This is a genomic window from Sanguibacter hominis ATCC BAA-789 (assembly GCF_012396185.1).
GTDB classification, from domain to species: Bacteria; Actinomycetota; Actinomycetes; order Actinomycetales; family Cellulomonadaceae; genus Flavimobilis; species Flavimobilis hominis.
On the sequence record NZ_JAAXOW010000003.1, the window covers coordinates 333,146 to 350,572 of the forward strand.

A 17,427-nucleotide genomic window follows, 5' to 3' on the forward strand; every position below is an offset into this window, starting at 1 on the left:
ACCCACCTGGTAGGCAATTCTCGTGAGACTGGTGATCGCCGAGTGCTCGGCGCACTACACGGGCCGGCTCTCGGCCCACCTCCCGCTCGCTCGACGGCTCATCGTCGTGAAGGCCGACGGGAGCGTCCTGCTCCACTCGGACGGCGGTTCTTACAAGCCGCTCAACTGGATGAGCCCGCCGTGCGCGATGGCAGTCCGGCCAGCTGACGCGACCGAGGCGGAGGCAGGCGTCACCGAGATCTGGACCGTGCAGCACGCCAAGAGCGACGACCGCCTCGAGATCGAGCTCCATGAGGTCGTCCACGACTCGGCGCACGTGCTCGGGATCGACCCGGGGCTCATCAAGGACGGCGTCGAAGCGCACCTCCAAGCCATGCTCGCCGAGCAGATCGAGCTGCTCGGTGCCGGCCACACGCTCGTGCGGCGCGAGTACATGACGGCGATCGGGCCGGTCGACATCCTCGCGCGTGACCCGCAGGGTTCGGCGGTCGCGGTCGAGATCAAGCGTCGTGCCGAGATCGACGGGGTCGAGCAGCTCACGCGGTACCTCGATCTCCTCAACCGGGACCCGCTGCTCGCTCCTGTGCGTGGCGTGCTCGCCGCCCAGGAGATCAAGCCTCAGGCGCGCGTCCTCGCCGAGGACCGGGGGATCCGTTGCGTCGTCCTCGACTATGACGCGATGCGCGGCTTCGACGACGTGGACTCGCGTCTCTTCTGACCAGCCAAAGTGCCCGTCCAACGGAGGACGGGTCCCTGTGACGCCTGTGTGCGTGACCGTTCTGTAACCAGATCTCTTCCCCCACGCGGTTGACGGACTCGATTAGTTCAGTTGATACTCATAATCGAAGCGCTTCACGGAAGCGTTTCGACCACACCGCAACCGGCGCGGTGGGAGGGCGACGAGGCCTGACGAACGGGGCGAGACATGGTGACGATGGCGGACGTGGCGCGGCGCGCCAACGTGTCGTTGAGCACGGTCTCCTATGCCCTCAACTCGACCCGGCCCGTCGCAGTGGACACCCGCGAGCGCGTGTTCTCCGCGATGGCGGAGCTCGGCTACCACCGCAACGCGGCTGCGCGCAGCCTCGCGGCCCGCAAGAGCCACGTCGTCGCACTGATCTTCCCGGCCGTGGAGATCGGGATCGGCTCGACCATCGGCGAGTTCGTCGCCAGTGCCGCGGCCACGGCGCGGGAGCGCGGCTATCACCTCGTGCTCTGGCCGTTGCGCGCGGACGAGAGCGCCGACATGGTCGAGCTCGCCCGGCAGGGCCAGGCCGACGGGGTCCTGCTCATGGAGGTCACCCTCGAGGATGCCCGCGTCGCGGCGCTGCGCGACGCGGGCATCCCTGTGACGCTCATCGGACGCACCCGCGAGCCGGAGGGGTTGTCCTACGTGGACATCGACTTCGAGTGCACCGCCGCCGAAGCGGTCGCCCACCTGGCGGGGCTAGGCCACGAGCACATCGGCTTCGTCAACCACTCGGTGCGGACGCAGGAGGCCGGCTACGGCCCGACCGTGCGCATGTCGGCAGACCTCGCGACGAGCGCCGCCGCGCACGGCGTGCGCCTCGTGCAGACGCTGTGCGAGGAGACCCCGGTGGCCGGCCGGGCCGCCGTCCATGACCTGCTCGCCGCCGACAGCGAGCTGACCGCGATCATCACGATGAACGAGATGGCGACGTTCGGCGTCACCGCCGAGCTGGCTCAGCTCGGACGCCGGATCCCCGAGGACGTCTCCGTCCTCGCCGTCGTCACCTCGCCCGGCGTGGTTGCCTCCACCGTGCCCCCGCTGACCGTCCTGCTGTCGCCCGGCGCCGAGCTCGGTCGTCTGGGCACGCACTGCCTGATCGACCAGATCGAGGCGACGGTCCCCGTTCCCCGGCCCGTGCTCGTCCCCTGCGGCCTCGCCGCCGGAGGGAGCACCGCACCGGTCCGGCCGCACTGATGGCCCCTCGGCTCCGCGCAACCGCGCAAGCCGCCCTGTTGATCTGTCCGCACGTCTCGAAGAGGAGAACATGATGAAGAAGCTCAATCGCCGCGCAGGGCTGATCGCGGCCCTGGTCGCGGCGCCCCTCGCGCTGACCGCCTGCTCGGGCGGCTCGAGCGACGACCCGAGCAGCGACGGGGGATCTCTGACGGTCTGGCACTACGAGTCCGACACCTCGGCCATGGGCCAGGCGTGGGCGAAGGCCATCGAGATCTTCAAGGCCGAGCACCCCGGTGTGGAGGTCAAGGTCGAGAACCAGACCTTCGAGGCGATCCAGAAGAACGCGAAGATCGTGCTCACCGGCGACGACGTCCCTGATGTCATGGAGTACAACAAGGGCAACGCGACGGCTGGCCAGCTCGCCGCCCAGGGGCTGCTCAGCACCCTGACGGACGACGCCGAGGAGCTCGGCTGGAGTGACAAGCTCGCCTCGTCGCTGCAGACCACGGCGAAGTACGACGAGCAGGGACTCATGGGTTCGGGCGAGTGGTACGGCGTCCCGAACTATGGCGAGTACGTCTCGGTGTTCTACAACAAGGACATGTTTGCCGAGCAGGGGCTGGAGGTTCCCACGACCCTCGAGGAGTTCGAGAAGGTCATGGACGCCTTCGTCGCCAAGGGCATCACGCCGCTCGCCGAGGCCGGCGCCGAGTACCCGCTGGGGCAGCTCTGGTACAACCTCGTGCTCGCGAACGCTGACCGTCAGTTCGTCAACGACTACCAGCTCTTCGAGAACGACGTCGACTTCCAGGGTCCGGCGATGACCGCTGGCACCGAGAAGCTCGACGAGTGGATCAAGGACGGATACGTCGCGAACGACGTCGCCGGCCTCACTGCCGAGGACATGGGCACCGCGTTCATCTCGGGCAAGTACCCGATGATGGTCTCCGGCTCCTGGTGGTTCGGACGTCTCGTCGACGAGATCCAGTACGACTGGGGCCAGTTCCTGTTCCCGGGCAACACTCTCCACACGGGTTCCTCCGGCAACCTCTGGGTCGTCCCGGAGAACGCCAAGAACAAGGAGCTCGCGGTCGACTTCATCGACATCACGCTGCGCCCTGAGGTCCAGAACATCCTCGGCGAGAAGGGCGGCCTCCCGGTCGCCGGCGACCCTGCCGCGATCACCGATCCCAAGACGCAGGAGTTCACCAAGGCCTTCGCGGACATCAATGCCCAGGACGGCCTCGCGTTCTACCCGGACTGGCCCGTCGCTGGCTACTACGACCAGATCGTCAGCGCCCTGCAGTCGCTGGCCAACCAGTCGAAGTCGCCCGCCGAGGTTCTCAGCCAGCTGGAGACCCCGTACGTCGAGGGCAAGGCCGACCTGATCGAGGGCTGACGAGCCCCTGCGCAGGCCGCACACCCCGTCGGCCATCCGTCCGACCCCCTGCGGGCGGATGGCCGACGGCCCGCTTGACCGTTCCACCGAGAGAAGAGACCGATGCCAGCTTCTTCCTTGCCCACGGGCACGCGCGAGCTGCAGCCGACGGCCACCGCCGTCCGCTCCGCGCGGCGCCGCCCCTGGCGTGTGTCCCCCTACTGGTGGTACCTGCTGCCTGGCGGCATCGGGTTCGTGGCCATCATCGGCATGCCCTTCGTGCTGAACATCTGGTACTCCCTGCACCGGTGGAAGGGCGGCAACGCCCCGATGCGCTTCGTCGGGCTCGAGAACTACCAGAACCTGATGAAGGACGACCAGTTCTGGCACTCCTTCCAGAACTCCGTCTCGATGATCGTCGCGATGGTCATCGTGCCGACGCTCATCGGGCTCATCCTCGCCGCAGTGCTGTTCGACTACATCGGCAAGCACTTCGGCTCGCGCACGGCGTCGTTCCTCCGTGCCACCTACTACCTCCCGCAGATCCTCCCTGTGTCGGTCGCGGGCATCCTGTGGAACTGGGTGCTCAACTCGCAGACGGGTGCGGTCAACGAGATCCTGCGGGGCGTGGGCGTCGACAGCCCGCCGAACTGGTTGGGCGACCCGGGCACCGCGATGCCGTCCGTGATGCTCGTGCTCATCTGGATGCAGATCGGGTACCCGACGGTGATCTTCATGTCGGCGCTGCAGCGTGTCGACCCTGAGCTCTACGAGGCCGCCGAGCTCGACGGCGCCGGCTGGTGGCGCCGGTTCCAGGCGATCACGATCCCTCAGATCAAGCCCGAGACGTTCGTGGTGTCGCTGACGTGCACGATCGCCGCGCTCAAGGTCTTCGCTCCGATCTACGTGCTCACCCGCGGCGGGCCCGAGGGGTCCACCCTGGTCCCGTCGTACTACTCGTACCTCAACTTCTTCGACAAGTCGAAGGTCGGGTACGGCTCGGCGATCGCGACCGTGCTGACCGTCGTGATCATCATCGTGGCGTTCGGCATCCAGTACTTCCAGAACCGCAGCGCCAAGCGTGAAGAGGAGGGCCGCTGACATGGCCACCATGACCACCTCGCCGACCTCGGCGGTCGCGACGACGCAGCGGCGGCGTAAGACTCCCGGACAGTGGGTCGTGCTGGGCGTGACCGTCGTGTTCGGCGTGCTGATGCTCGCGCCGTTCCTCATCATGCTGCTCAACGCGTTCAAGTCCCCGGCGGACTACTCGGCGAACGGCCCGTTGTCGCTGCCCGAGAACCTCTACTTCGACGGCCTCGGGACGTTCTGGGAGCGGGTCGGTTTCGAGACAAAGCTGTGGAACTCGATCTGGACATCGGCCTTGGTGGCGTGCTTCGCGGTCATCGTCTCGCTGCTCAACGCCTACGCCCTCGGTGTCGGGCGGGTCAAGGGTCGTCTGTGGATCGTCGCCGTGTTCCTCCTGGCGAACATGCTCCCGCAGGAGATGCTCGTCTACCCGCTCTTCACGATGATGCAGAACATCGGGCTGAACAACTCACCGTGGTCGATCGTCCTGATCTTCACGGTGATCCAGTCGGCGTTCGGGACCTATCTGCTGGCCTCGGTGCTCGGTACCTTCCCGCCCGCGCTGCTCGAGGCGGCCGCCCTCGACGGAGCGGGACGCTGGCGGACGCTGTGGAGCATCGTCTACCCGGTGGTGCGCCCCACGATGAGCGTGCTGATGATCTTCTTCTTCATCTGGACGTGGAACGAGTTCTTCATCCCGTTGGTCATGCTCACGACGAATGACACCCAGACGGTCCCGATCGCGCTCGCGTCGCTCCAGGGTGACCGCATGCTCGACGTGCCTACGCTCAACGCGGGCACGCTGGTCTCGCTCGTACCGACGCTCGTGTTCTTCCTGCTGTTCCAGCGCACGCTGACGCGGGGCGTGACGGCGGGCGCGGTCAAGTAGCGGGCGGCGCGGTTCCCTGCCGTCGAGCGGCGTCTCGGCTCCCCGCCCTCACGGGGGAGCCGAGACGCGTCGGCGCGGGTCGTCGGCGCAGGTCGGCGCGTGCCCGGTGGGTCCTACGTGACCTGAGCCCGGGACACGAGACGATGGGGGCATGGTCGAGAACGAGCTCAGCGGGTGGGCGTCGCGTGGACGCGTGGTGACGGACGAGGGCGTCCTGGCGGACGGCGTCGTCGTGGTCGAGGGGGACCGGATCGTCCTGGTCGCACCGTGGGAGGACGCGCGTGCGTCGGCCTGGGCGGTGCACGTCGAGGGTCTCGGCGCGACGGACGAGACCCTGGTCCCGGGGTTGATCGACCTGCACTGTCACGGCGGTGGGGGAGCGAGCTTCCCCGACGCGCCCGACGTCGCGACCGCCGCCGTCGCGGCCCGTGAGCACCTGAGCGCAGGGACGACGTCGCTCGTCGCGTCGCTCGTGACGGCGTCGCCCGAGACGCTGCTCGAGCGGACGGCGGTGCTCGCGGACCTCGCGGACGCGGGCGAGATCGCGGGCATCCACCTCGAGGGGCCGTTCCTGTCGGCGGCGCGGTGCGGAGCGCAGGACCCTGACCTCATGCAGGCTCCCGACGCGGGGCTCGTGCGTGAGGTCGCGCGCGTGGCGCGGGGTCACCTCGTCACGATGACGGTCGCCCCGGAGGTGCCCGGCGTTGCAGGAGCGGGCGGGGTCGCGGACGTGCTCGCGGACGTGGGTGCGCTGCCGTCGTTCGGGCACACGGACGCGGCGGCGGGCGAGATGCGTGCGGCGATCGAGGAGTCGTTCGACAGGCTCGCGGCCGACGGCGTGCGTTCGCGGCGCCCGACGGTCACGCACCTCTTCAACGGCATGCGCCCGGTGGCGCACCGTGAGGCCGGGCCGATCCCGGACTGCCTCGCCGCGGCTGCGAAGGGGCGGGCCGTCGTCGAGCTCGTGGCGGACGGGACGCACGTGCACCCGGCGGTGGTGCGGGACGTGTTCGACATGGTGGGGCCGGGCAACGTGGTGCTCGTGACGGACGCGATGGCGGCTGCGGGCATGCCGGACGGCTCGTACCGCCTGGGGTCGCTCGACGTGCTGGTCGTGGACGGGGTGGCGCGTCTGACGCACGGCGGGGCGATCGCGGGCGGGACCGCGCACCTGTCGCAGGTGCTGCGGGTGACGGTCGAGGGCGGTGTGCCGCTCGTCGACGCGGTCCGTGCGGTGACGGCGACGCCGGCGGAGGTGCTGGGGCGCCAGGACCTGGGCCGGCTCGCGGCTGGGGCGCGTGCGGACGTCCTGGTGCTCGGCCCGGACCTCTCGGTGCGTCGGGTGGCGCGTGCCGGGACGTGGGTCGCGTGAGCGGGGCGGTCTGAGCCTGCACGGAGTGCGGCACGGCTCTTGAAGGCCGCGCGGCCGTCGCGCTTGACGTCGCGCCGGGCGCGTGTGCGATAGTTGGTCATCGAAGCGCTTCACCAGAGTGTTCTTCCAGTTCCCGCGCCACCGGCGCGACCCGCGCCACGCGCGCACGACGACGAGGTCAGGGACCCATGGCGACGATGCAGGACGTAGCACGGCACGCAGGCGTGTCGCTGAGCACGGTCTCCTACGTGATCAACAAGACGCGCCCCATCTCGGACGCGACGCGCGCCCGCGTCGAGGCCGCCATGGCCGAGCTCGGCTACCGCCGCAACGCCGCCGCACGCTCCCTCGCGAGCAAGCGCAGCCGCACGATCGCCCTCGTCCTGCCCTCGACCGAGAACGCCCTCGGCGGGACGCTCTCCGAGATCGTCACGCAGGCCGCCCGCGTCGCCCGCGCCCATGACAACCACGTCGCCGTCTGGCCCGGGCTCGGCTCCGAGGAGCAGGACGCCGCCGAGATCCACGACCTCGTGCTCGAGGGTGCCGTGGACGGCGTCGTGTTCCTCGAGGTCTCGCTCGACGACGCTCGCGTCGCGATGCTCGAGAAGGTCGACGTGCCCTTCGTGACGCTCGGCCGACCCGCGCGCACCGAGGGTCGCGCGTGCGTCGACATCGACTTCGAGGCGGCCGTCGACGAGGCCGTCGCGCTCCTCGCCGCCCAGGGGCACCGCGAGATCGGCTTCGTCAACCACTCCGAGGCGAGCAGGACGCGCGGCTACGGCCCCAGCGTCCGCGCGGAGGCCGCGTTCGCGGACGCCGCGCTCCGCCACGGCGTCTCCGGAACCCACACCTGGGCCGACGAGGACGCCGCAGGCGGCCGCGGCGCGCTCGACGCGCTGCTCGGTGCGGCACCCGCACTGACCGCCGTCGTCCTCATGAACGAGACCGCCGGCTTCGGCCTGCTCGCGCAGGCCCGTCGCCGCGGGCTCGACGTCCCCGCCGACCTGTCCGTCCTCGCGATCGCGACGTCCCGCGGCGTCGGCGCGCTCGCCGAGCCCCAGCTCACCTCGCTCGAGGTCCCCGCCGAGCGGCTCGCCCGCCACGCCGTGGAGACCCTGCTCGACCTCGTCGAGGGCCGCGAGGCCCCGTCCGAGCCCATCCTCGTCCCGTGCGCGCTCGCGCCGGGCGACTCCGTCGCGCCCCCGCGCGCCGGCTGAGCCGCGGGCCCCGCGCCCGACACGAACACCCGCAAGGAGTGCCATGAAGTTCACCGACGGCTACTGGTGCGTCCGCGAGGGCATGCACCCCCAGTTCGCTGCCCAGGCCTACGACGTCTGGCCGGGGGAGCGGACCCTCACCGTCCACGCCCCGACCAAGCGCATCGAGGGGCGCGGCGACGCGCTCAACCGCACCCTCCTGACGCTCGACTACTCGGCGCCGATCGCCGACGTCGTGCGGGTGCGCATCACGCACCACGCGGGCGCACGCGACGACGGCCCGCACTTCCAGGTCGCCGACGACGAGGGCTTCGCGCCGACGGTCGAGGTGACCGACGAGGCAGGCCTCCTCACGTCGGGCGCGCTGAGCGTCCGGGTGCACCGTGGCGACTCGTGGCGGGTCGACTTCGAGGCGGACGGTCGCGTCCTGACGAGCTCGCTGCCGAAGTCCGTCGGCGTCGTGACCGACGACGACGGCCGCACGTACGTGCACGAACAGCTCTCGCTGTCTGTGGGCGAGCACGTCTACGGTCTCGGCGAGCGCTTCGGACCGGTCGTCAAGAACGGCCAGACGGTCGACGTCTGGCAGGCCGACGGCGGCACGTCGTCCGAGCAGGCGTACAAGAACGTGCCGTTCTACCTGACGGACCGCGGCTACGGCGTGTTCGTCAACCAGCCCGAGCTCGTCTCGTTCGAGGTCGGTTCCGAGGTCGTGTCACGGACGCAGTTCAGCGTCGAGTCGCAGTCCCTCGAGTACTTCGTCATCTACGGCGAGACGCCCAAGGCGATCCTCGAGCGTTACACGGCGCTCACGGGACGGCCGGCGCGCGTGCCGGACTGGTCGTACGGGCTGTGGCTCTCGACGTCGTTCACGACCGACTACGACGAGGCGACCGTCACGAGCTTCATCGACGGCATGGCCGAGCGGGACCTGCCGCTGAGCGTGTTCCACTTCGACTGCCACTGGATGCGCGAGTTCAACTGGTGCGACTTCGAGTGGGACCCGCGGACGTTCCCCGAGCCTGAGGCGATGCTCGCGCGGCTCAAGGCGAAGGGGCTGCGGATCTGCGCGTGGATCAACCCGTACATCGCGCAGCGCTCGCCGCTGTTCGCGGAGGCGGCGGCGAAGGGCTTCCTCGTCAAGCGCGCGGACGGTTCCGTGTGGCAGTGGGACCTGTGGCAGGCGGGCATGGGCCTCGTCGACTTCACCAACCCGGATGCGACCGCCTGGTACACGAGCAAGCTCTCTCGTCTTCTCGACCAGGGCGTCGACGCGTTCAAGACGGACTTCGGCGAGCGGATCCCGACGGACGTCGTCTGGCACGACGGGTCGGACCCGGCGCGGATGCACAACTACTACGCGCAGGCGTACAACAAGGCGGTGTTCGACCTGCTCGAGGAGCGTCGCGGCGAGGGTGAGGCGGTCGTGTTCGCGCGGTCGGCGACCGCGGGCGGCCAGCAGTTCCCCGTGCACTGGGGTGGCGATTGCTTCTCGACGTTCGAGGCGATGGGCGAGTCCCTGCGAGGCGGGCTGTCGCTCGCGTTCTCGGGCTTCGGCTACTGGAGCCACGACATCGGCGGCTTCGAGGGCACGCCTGACCCGGCGGTGTTCAAGCGCTGGCTCGCGTTCGGCCTGCTCTCCTCGCACTCGCGGCTGCACGGTTCGTCGTCGTACCGCGTGCCGTGGGCGTTTGACGACGAGGCGGTCGACGTCACGCGTCTGTTCACGCGGCTCAAGCTGTCGCTCATGCCGTACCTCGCGGGTGCGGCCCGCGACGCGTACGAGGCGGGCACGCCGATGGCGCGGCCGATGCTGCTCGAGTTCCCCGAGGACCCGAGCGCGGCGACGATCGAGACGCAGTACATGCTCGGCGGGTCGCTCCTCGTGGCGCCCGTGTTCACGGCGGACGGCACCGTGACGTACTACGTGCCCGAGGGGACGTGGACGCACCTGCTCGACGGCCACCAGGTGACCGGGCCGCGCTGGGTCACGGAGCAGTACGGCTTCGACTCGTTGCCGCTGCTCGTGCGTCCGGGCACGGTGCTGCCCGTCGGGGCGGGGACCCGGTCGCCCGAGTACGACTGGGCGGATGGCGTCACGCTGCGGCTCTTCGAGCTGCCGGACGGGTTCTCCGCGACGATCGCCGTGCCCGCGGCTCAGGCCGTCGGCGGTCCGGACACGCTGTTCGACGTCGTGCGCGAGGGCGCGCAGGTGCGCGTCACGTCCGCGTCGACGAAGCCGTGGCGCGTGCAGGTCGGTGACCGTGCGGTCGACGGCGGCCCGTCCGGCGCCGTGATCGACCTGTAGTCCCCGGCTGTCCGCCGTCCGTGCCGTCGCGGCCCCGCCAGGGTCGCGGCGGCCGGTCGCGGCGGACGTGGCAGGCCTCTCGAGCGGGGTTCCCACCCCTCTGTCTCGAATCGATTCGAGATCCCTCTTGAATCGTCCCGTGGGGTGTGAGAGCGTTCCCACGGACACATCTCCCGCACTCCCGTCTAGAAAGCAGAGACGATGGCCGACGCCACCACCGCCCGCACGTTCCCCGAGGACTTCGTCTGGGGCGCCGCGACCGCCTCCTACCAGATCGAGGGAGCCGCCGACGAAGGCGGCCGCACCCCGTCGATCTGGGACACGTTCTCCCACACCCCCGGCAAGGTCCTCGGCGGTGAGACCGGCGACGTCGCCGACGACCACTACCACCGCTGGACCGAGGACCTCGAGCACATCAAGAAGCTCGGCCTCGACGCCTACCGGTTCTCGATCTCCTGGTCGCGCGTCCAGCCGCACGGCTCCGGGCCGCTCAACCCTGAGGGTGTCGCGTTCTACGCGAACCTCGTCGACGCGCTCCTCGAGGCCGGTATCAAGCCCGTCGCGACGCTCTACCACTGGGACCTCCCGCAGGAGCTCGAGGACGCCGGCGGCTGGCCCGCGCGTGCGACCGCCGAGCGCTTCGCCGAGTACGCACGGCTCATCGCTGAGGCGCTCGGCGACCGCGTGCACACATGGACCACGCTCAACGAGCCGTGGTGCTCCGCCTTCCTGGGGTACGGCTCGGGCGCCCACGCCCCGGGGCGCAAGGAAGGTCCGGCCGCGCTCGCCGCCGCGCACCACCTCAACCTCGCCCACGGCCTCGCCGCCCGCGAGATCCGCGCCGCGCTCGGCGCCGACACCCGCGTCTCGATCACCCTCAACCTCCACGTCGTGCGCCCGCACGACCCGGAGTCGGCCGCGGACCGCGAGGCCGCGCGCCGGATCGACGCCGTCGGCAACGGCGTCTTCCTAGGTCCGCTCCTCGAGGGTGCCTACCCGGCCGACCTGCTCGCCGACACGGCCGACCTCACCGACTGGTCCTTCGTGCAGGACGGCGACCTCGAGCTCATCAAGGTGCCGCTGACCAACCTCGGCGTGAACTACTACGACACGAACATCGTCAAGGCGTTCGACGGCGAGGGCACGCCCGAGATGGCCGACGGACACAAGGTCACCGACGCGACGCCGTGGACGGGCTGCGAGGACGTCGAGTTCCCCGCCAAGCCCGGTCCGCACACGGCCATGGGCTGGGGGATCGACCCGACCGGCATGACCGAGCTGCTCGCCGGTCTCACCCGCCGGTTCCCCGGCCTCCCGCTCGTCATCACCGAGAACGGCGCGGCCTTCCCCGACACGGTGTCGCAGGACGGCCGGGTGCACGACGACATGCGCGTCGCCTACCTCCACGACCACATCGACGCCGTCGGCCAGGCGATCGACGCGGGCGCCGACGTGCGCGGCTACTTCGCGTGGTCGCTGCTCGACAACTTCGAGTGGGCCTGGGGCTACGACCGCCGGTTCGGCATCATCCGCGTCGACTACGACACGCTCGAGCGCATCTGGAAGGACTCGGCGTTCTGGTACCGCTCGCTCGTGACCTCAGGGCAGCTCCCGCCCGTCGAGCCGATCGACTACGCCGGACGCTGAGCCTCGCGCGAGAGGGCTGCACCCCGACGGGGTGCAGCCCTCTCGCGCGTCACGCGGCCGTGACGCCCGTCACGGCGCCGTCGTGCCCGCGTCCCGTGCGGCGAGCGCCGCGAGCCACTCGAGCTGACGTGCCTCCTGGAAGCCCCCGCCGCCCTCGTGCTCGTTGTGCGGGTACACCTCCATCGTGCGGTCGCTCGCGCCGCGCGAGCCCGGGCGGCCGTAGTGGTTGTACGCCGCGTACACCGTCGACGGTGGGCAGATCGGGTCCCGCAGCGCGACCGACGCGAGGAGCGGTGCCGTCGCGCGCCGTGCGTGGTTCACGCCGTCGATGTAGGAGAGCGTGCGGAACGTGGCCGACTCGAGGTTTCGGTTGATCGACAGGAACTTCGTGATCTCACCGTACGGGTGGGAGTCGACGAGCCCGACGGCACGCCTGATGTGGCACAGGAACGGGACGTCGGCCATGACGGCCCAGAGGTCCGGCACGAGCCCGGCGACGGCGAGCGCCGTCCCGCCGCCCTGGCTGCCGCCCGTGACCGCGACACGGGTGGCGTCGACCTCGGGGAACGTGCGGACGGCGTCGACCGCACGCACCGCGTCTGTGAACAGGCGTCGGTAGTAGTGGTCGTGCGGGTCCTCGACGCCCTGGGTCATGACGCCCGGGTGAGCGGGCCCGGAGCCGACCGGGTCGGGCGTGTGCCCGCCGTCACCCCACGTGGAGCCCTGGCCGCGCGTGTCCATGAACAGATAGGCGTAGCCGGCGGCCGCCCACAGCAGGTGCTGGTGCGGCAGGCCGCGGCCGCCGCCGTAGCCGTTGTAGTGGACCACGGTGGGCAGCGGCCCGCTGCGCTCGCGGGGGAGCGTGAGCCACGCCTTGACCGGCTGCCCGTCGAACCCGGGGAACGTCACGTCGTCGACGTCCACGGCCGTGAGCGGGGTGTCGACCGGTGTCCGGACGACGGGGGTGGCGTGGGCGCGCGCGGCCTCGATGGTCTCGCGCCAGAAGGCGTCGAAGTCGTCGGGCTCGGCCACCTCGGGCCGGTACGAGACGAGCTCGTCGGGTGACAGGTCGTAGAGCGGCATCGCTCTCCTCGTTCGTCGTGCGGGTCGGTGGCTGTCTGCGCCGCGCGTCGTCGCCCGGCTCCACCGCAGACCACGATAGGGCCCTCGCGGCGTCTGCGACGACGGCGTGACGCGTGTTCGTCCACGGGTTGTGGACGAGCGTCGTCCACGGGTGTCAGAGGGTGCGGGCAGACTCAGGACAGAGGGTGGTCGCGGCTCGCGACCGCTGCTCGCAGGCCCCGCGTCGCGGGTGCAGCCGGCGCCGCCCGGATCGGCTCTGCCCGGGGCCGTCGGGGTGGTCCACAGGGTATGCACACCGTTGTCCACGGGCCGCGAGTGGTGGGATGACATGCGTGTCATTCACAACACCTAGGGGTGGTGGCTTTGCTCGACCCCTAGGTGTAGTGTTGACGCAGTCCGGTCGCCGCGAGGCCCACAAGCCCGCAGGAGCACGACCGACCTGAATCACACGAACGTCATCACACCGCTGGTATGCGGGCCAATCCGACCCGAGGGGACACGTGACATGAGCATCACCGTCTACAGCAAGCCGGCATGCGTGCAGTGCGACGCCACCTACCGCGCGCTCGACAAGCGCGGCCTGGACTACACGGTCGTCGACATCAGCCAGGACGCCGAGGCGCTCGACATGGTCCGCTCGCTCGGCTACATGCAGGCCCCCGTCGTCGTCGCCGACGACACTCACTGGTCGGGCTTCCGCCCGGACCAGATCGCGGCGCTCGCCGCCCAGAAGGCCACCGCCGTCGCCTGACCCGCCGGTGCGCCCGGCCCGCCGGCCGGGCGCGCGCGTCGCGGACGCCACCTGACCGTCAGGCGCCACAGAGCCGTCGAGCCGGTCGGTCGGGACTCCCGCTGGCGCGACACCCAGGAGGGGAGCAGCGTGTCCTCGCTCGTCTACTTCTCCAGCGCGTCGGAGAACACCCACCGGTTCGTCGAGAAGCTCGGCCTCCCGGCGCAGCGCATCCCGCTGTACCCCCGGCAGACCCCGCTCCACGTCGACGAGCCGTACGTCCTGATGGTCCCGACGTACGGCGGCGGGAAGGACTCCGGCGCCGTCCCCAAGCAGGTCGTGAAGTTCCTCAACGACCCGCACAACCGGAAGCTCCTGCGCGGCGTGATCGCTGCGGGGAACACCAACTTCGGCGAGGCGTACTGCATCGCCGGTCCCATCATCTCCGCCAAGTGCGACGTCCCGTACCTCTACGGGTTCGAGCTCTTGGGCACCACTGAGGACGTCACGCGCGTCCGCGAAGGATTGAGGCAGTTTTGGCTACGACAGTCACGGATCTCGGCATGACCGTCCCGGCGGCCCACGACGACGAGCTCGACTTCCACGCGCTCAACGCGATGCTCAACCTGTACGGCCCGAACGGAGAGATCCAGTTCGACAAGGACCGTGAGGCGGCGCGCGCGTACTTCCTGCAGCACGTCAACCAGAACACGGTCTTCTTCCACAACCTGCGCGAGCGCCTCGACTACCTCGTCGAGCACGAGTACTACGAGAAGGCGGTGCTCGACCAGTACTCGTTCGAGTTCATCTCCGCGCTCAACGACCGCGCGTACGCCAAGAAGTACCGCTTCGAGACGTTCCTCGGCGCGTTCAAGTACTACACGTCGTACACGCTCAAGACGTTCGACGGGAAGCGCTACCTCGAGCGCTTCGAGGACCGGGTCGTCATGACCTCGCTCATGCTCGCGCAGGGCGACGAGGCCCTCGCCGAGAGCCTCGTCGACGAGATCCTCGCGGGTCGCTTCCAGCCGGCCACCCCCACGTTCCTCAACGCAGGCAAGGCGCAGCGCGGCGAGCTCGTCAGCTGCTTCCTGCTGCGCATCGAGGACAACATGGAGTCGATCGCGCGTGCGATCAACTCCTCGCTCCAGCTCTCCAAGCGAGGCGGCGGCGTCGCCCTGCTGCTGTCGAACATCCGCGAGGCCGGCGCGCCGATCAAGCAGATCCAGAACCAGTCCTCGGGCATCATCCCCGTGATGAAGCTCCTCGAGGACTCCTTCTCCTACGCCAACCAGCTCGGCGCGCGCCAGGGTGCCGGCGCGGTGTACCTCTCGGCGCACCACCCGGACATCATGAAGTTCCTCGACACCAAGCGCGAGAACGCCGACGAGAAGATCCGCATCAAGACCCTCTCGCTCGGTGTCGTCGTCCCCGACATCACGTTCGAGCTCGCGCGCAAGAACGAGGCCATGTACCTCTTCTCGCCGTACGACGTCGAGCGCGTCTACGGTGTCCCGTTCGCGGACATCTCCATCACGGAGAAGTACCACGAGATGGTCGAGGACTCGCGGATCCGCAAGACGAAGATCAACGCTCGCGAGTTTTTCCAGACGATCGCCGAGATCCAGTTCGAGTCGGGCTACCCGTACATCGTGTTCGAGGACACGGTGAACCGGGCCAACCCGATCAAGGGCCGGATCAACATGTCGAACCTGTGCTCGGAGATCCTCCAGGTCAACACGCCGACGACGTACAACGAGGACCTGTCGTACGACGTGATCGGCAAGGACATCTCCTGCAACCTCGGCTCGCTCAACATCGCCAGGGTCATGGACTCCCCGGACTTCGGTCACACGATCGAGACGGCGATCCGCGGCCTGACGTCCGTCTCGGACCAGAGCCACATCAGCTCGGTCCGCTCGGTCGAGGACGGCAACGACAAGTCGCACGCGATCGGCCTCGGACAGATGAACCTGCACGGGTACCTCGCCCGCGAGCGTGTCTTCTACGGCTCCGAGGAAGGCATCGACTTCACGAACATCTACTTCATGACCGTGCTGTTCCACGCGCTGCGCGCGTCGAACAGGATCGCGATCGAGCGCGGCACGACGTTCGAGGGCTTCGCCGACTCGAAGTACGCGACGGGCGAGTTCTTCGACAAGTACACCGAGCAGGAGTGGGTGCCTGTCACCGAGCGCGGCCGCGAGCTGTTCGAGAAGGCCGGCGTGGCGATCCCGACGCAGGACGACTGGCGCGAGCTCAAGGCGTCCGTCATGGCGCACGGCATCTACAACCAGAACCTGCAGGCCGTCCCGCCGACCGGCTCGATCTCCTACATCAACAACGCGACCTCCTCGATCCACCCGATCGCGTCGAAGATCGAGATCCGCAAGGAGGGGAAGATCGGGCGTGTCTACTACCCGGCCCCCTACATGACGAACGAGAACCTGGAGTACTACCAGGACTCCTACGAGATCGGCTACGAGAAGATCATCGACACGTACGCCGCGGCGACGCAGCACGTGGACCAGGGCCTGTCCCTGACGCTCTTCTTCAAGGACACCGCCACCACGCGCGACATCAACAAGGCGCAGATCTACGCGTGGCGCAAGGGCATCAAGACCATCTACTACATCCGCCTGCGCCAGCTGGCGCTCGAGGGGACCGAGGTCGAGGGCTGCGTCTCCTGCATGCTCTGACCCGACCGCCAGCCCAGCACACCCTGCCCGAACGAACGAGGAACGCATGTCACCCAGCCCGAAGATCAAGCTGATCGACCGAGTCACGGCGATCAACTGGAACCGCATCGAGGACGACAAGGACCTCGAGGTCTGGGACCGACTTGTCGGCAACTTCTGGCTGCCGGAGAAGGTCCCGCTGTCCAACGACATCCAGTCGTGGGCGACGCTCACCGAGGCCGAGAAGACCCTGACGACGCGCGTGTTCACGGGGCTCACGCTCCTCGACACGATCCAGGGCACCGTCGGCGCGGTCAGCCTCATCCCGGACGCGCTGACCCCTCACGAGGAGGCCGTCTACACGAACATCGCGTTCATGGAGTCGGTCCACGCGAAGAGCTACTCCTCGATCTTCTCGACGCTCATCTCGACGCAGGAGATCGACGAGGCGTTCCGCTGGTCGGAGGAGAACCCCAACCTCCAGCGCAAGGCCGAGATCGTCCTCGAGTACTACCGGGGAGACTCGCCGCTCAAGCGCAAGGTCGCCTCGACGATGCTCGAGTCGTTCCTGTTCTACTCGGGCTTCTACCTCCCGATGTACTGGTCCAGCCGGGCCAAGCTCACCAACACGGCTGACCTCATCCGCCTGATCATCCGTGACGAGGCGGTGCACGGGTACTACATCGGCTACAAGTACCAGAAGGGCCTCGAGCAGCTCACGCAGGCTGAGCGCGACGAGATGAAGGCCTACACGTTCGAGCTCCTCTTCGAGCTCTACGAGAACGAGGTGCAGTACACGCAGGACCTGTACGACGGCGTCGGGCTCACCGAGGACGTCAAGAAGTTCCTGCGGTACAACGCCAACAAGGCCCTCATGAACCTCGGCTACGAGGGGCTGTTCCCCAAGGACGAGACGAACGTCAACCCGGCGATCCTCTCGGCCCTGTCGCCCAACGCCGACGAGAACCACGACTTCTTCAGTGGGTCCGGCTCGTCGTACGTCATCGGCAAGGCCGTCAACACGGAGGACGAGGACTGGGACTTCTGATCCCGGGCACCTCACGACGAGAGCGCCGCACCCCGAGGGGTGCGGCGCTCTCGTCGTCTGT

The 17,427-nt window shown here is 69.1% G+C and carries 14 protein-coding genes; 13 read left to right on the forward strand and 1 reads right to left on the reverse strand.

What is annotated here, in order from left to right; translation table 11 throughout:
- The first annotated feature begins 22 nt into the window (after nucleotides 1–22).
- From nucS to HF995_RS11210, 9 genes are all read left to right on the forward strand, one after another.
- Entirely contained in the window at nucleotides 23–718 is a 696-nt protein-coding gene (nucS, locus tag HF995_RS11170; protein ID WP_168447866.1) for an endonuclease NucS, read from the forward strand.
- A gap of 207 nt (nucleotides 719–925) precedes the next feature.
- Nucleotides 926–1,945, forward strand: coding sequence for a LacI family DNA-binding transcriptional regulator (locus HF995_RS11175; protein WP_168447867.1), 1,020 nt, complete (start codon nucleotides 926–928; stop codon nucleotides 1,943–1,945).
- 73 nt (nucleotides 1,946–2,018) lie between these two features.
- On the forward strand, nucleotides 2,019–3,326 hold the full coding sequence (locus HF995_RS11180; RefSeq protein ID WP_168447868.1) for an ABC transporter substrate-binding protein: 1,308 nt from the start codon (nucleotides 2,019–2,021) through the stop codon (nucleotides 3,324–3,326).
- A gap of 102 nt (nucleotides 3,327–3,428) precedes the next feature.
- Nucleotides 3,429–4,406, forward strand: coding sequence for a carbohydrate ABC transporter permease (locus tag HF995_RS11185; protein WP_168447869.1), 978 nt, complete (start codon nucleotides 3,429–3,431; stop codon nucleotides 4,404–4,406).
- Between the two features lies 1 nt (nucleotide 4,407).
- Nucleotides 4,408–5,283, forward strand: coding sequence for a carbohydrate ABC transporter permease (locus HF995_RS11190; RefSeq protein ID WP_168447870.1), 876 nt, complete (start codon nucleotides 4,408–4,410; stop codon nucleotides 5,281–5,283).
- A 151-nt stretch (nucleotides 5,284–5,434) separates the two neighbouring features.
- Nucleotides 5,435–6,655, forward strand: a complete 1,221-nt coding sequence (locus HF995_RS11195; RefSeq protein WP_168447871.1) for an N-acetylglucosamine-6-phosphate deacetylase — start codon at nucleotides 5,435–5,437, stop codon at nucleotides 6,653–6,655.
- Nucleotides 6,656–6,843: 188 nt separating this feature from the next.
- Entirely contained in the window at nucleotides 6,844–7,872 is a 1,029-nt protein-coding gene (locus tag HF995_RS11200; RefSeq protein WP_168447872.1) for a LacI family DNA-binding transcriptional regulator, read from the forward strand.
- A 43-nt stretch (nucleotides 7,873–7,915) separates the two neighbouring features.
- Nucleotides 7,916–10,180, forward strand: a complete 2,265-nt coding sequence (gene yicI / locus HF995_RS11205; RefSeq protein ID WP_168447873.1) for an alpha-xylosidase — start codon at nucleotides 7,916–7,918, stop codon at nucleotides 10,178–10,180.
- A gap of 201 nt (nucleotides 10,181–10,381) precedes the next feature.
- Complete coding sequence (locus tag HF995_RS11210) at nucleotides 10,382–11,827, forward strand: GH1 family beta-glucosidase (protein ID WP_168447874.1); 1,446 nt, start codon at nucleotides 10,382–10,384, stop codon at nucleotides 11,825–11,827.
- A 69-nt stretch (nucleotides 11,828–11,896) separates the two neighbouring features.
- Here the strand turns inward: HF995_RS11210 and HF995_RS11215 are convergent, their stop codons facing one another.
- Complete coding sequence (locus HF995_RS11215) at nucleotides 11,897–12,910, reverse strand: acetylxylan esterase (protein WP_168447875.1); 1,014 nt, start codon at nucleotides 12,908–12,910, stop codon at nucleotides 11,897–11,899.
- A 505-nt stretch (nucleotides 12,911–13,415) separates the two neighbouring features.
- On the opposite strand from HF995_RS11215, the gene nrdH reads away from it, so the two are divergent.
- The 4 genes from nrdH (at nucleotide 13,416) to nrdF (ending at nucleotide 17,366) form a co-directional block, all read left to right on the forward strand.
- The gene (gene nrdH / locus HF995_RS11220) at nucleotides 13,416–13,661 is read left to right on the forward strand and encodes a glutaredoxin-like protein NrdH (protein ID WP_168447876.1); all 246 of its coding nucleotides are present in this window, start codon (nucleotides 13,416–13,418) and stop codon (nucleotides 13,659–13,661) included.
- 129 nt (nucleotides 13,662–13,790) lie between these two features.
- Nucleotides 13,791–14,207, forward strand: coding sequence for a class Ib ribonucleoside-diphosphate reductase assembly flavoprotein NrdI (nrdI, locus tag HF995_RS11225; RefSeq protein ID WP_168447877.1), 417 nt, complete (start codon nucleotides 13,791–13,793; stop codon nucleotides 14,205–14,207).
- Entirely contained in the window at nucleotides 14,204–16,339 is a 2,136-nt protein-coding gene (gene nrdE, locus HF995_RS11230) for a class 1b ribonucleoside-diphosphate reductase subunit alpha (protein ID WP_168447878.1), read from the forward strand. The genes nrdI and nrdE overlap by 4 nt, the downstream gene beginning before the upstream one ends.
- Nucleotides 16,340–16,385: 46 nt before the next feature.
- Nucleotides 16,386–17,366 carry a class 1b ribonucleoside-diphosphate reductase subunit beta gene (nrdF, locus tag HF995_RS11235; protein ID WP_168447879.1) on the forward strand — a complete coding sequence of 327 codons (981 nt, stop codon included), beginning with the start codon at nucleotides 16,386–16,388 and terminating at the stop codon, nucleotides 17,364–17,366.
- Nucleotides 17,367–17,427 lie beyond the last annotated feature (61 nt).

What these genes read in the sequence shown, in the direction of transcription:
- HF995_RS11175 (WP_168447867.1), top strand. Translation starts at nt 926, where the DNA reads ATGGTGACGATGGCGGACGTGGCGCGGCGCGCCAACGTGTCGTTGAGC.
- HF995_RS11180 (WP_168447868.1), top strand. Translation starts at nt 2,019, where the DNA reads ATGAAGAAGCTCAATCGCCGCGCAGGGCTGATCGCGGCCCTGGTCGCG.
- HF995_RS11185 (WP_168447869.1), top strand. Translation starts at nt 3,429, where the DNA reads ATGCCAGCTTCTTCCTTGCCCACGGGCACGCGCGAGCTGCAGCCGACG.
- HF995_RS11190 (WP_168447870.1), top strand. Translation starts at nt 4,408, where the DNA reads ATGGCCACCATGACCACCTCGCCGACCTCGGCGGTCGCGACGACGCAG.
- HF995_RS11195 (WP_168447871.1), top strand. Translation starts at nt 5,435, where the DNA reads ATGGTCGAGAACGAGCTCAGCGGGTGGGCGTCGCGTGGACGCGTGGTG.
- HF995_RS11200 (WP_168447872.1), top strand. Translation starts at nt 6,844, where the DNA reads ATGGCGACGATGCAGGACGTAGCACGGCACGCAGGCGTGTCGCTGAGC.
- yicI (WP_168447873.1), top strand. Translation starts at nt 7,916, where the DNA reads ATGAAGTTCACCGACGGCTACTGGTGCGTCCGCGAGGGCATGCACCCC.
- HF995_RS11210 (WP_168447874.1), top strand. Translation starts at nt 10,382, where the DNA reads ATGGCCGACGCCACCACCGCCCGCACGTTCCCCGAGGACTTCGTCTGG.
- HF995_RS11215 (WP_168447875.1), bottom strand. Translation starts at nt 12,910, where the DNA reads ATGCCGCTCTACGACCTGTCACCCGACGAGCTCGTCTCGTACCGGCCC.
- nrdH (WP_168447876.1), top strand. Translation starts at nt 13,416, where the DNA reads ATGAGCATCACCGTCTACAGCAAGCCGGCATGCGTGCAGTGCGACGCC.
- nrdE (WP_168447878.1), top strand. Translation starts at nt 14,204, where the DNA reads ATGACCGTCCCGGCGGCCCACGACGACGAGCTCGACTTCCACGCGCTC.
- nrdF (WP_168447879.1), top strand. Translation starts at nt 16,386, where the DNA reads ATGTCACCCAGCCCGAAGATCAAGCTGATCGACCGAGTCACGGCGATC.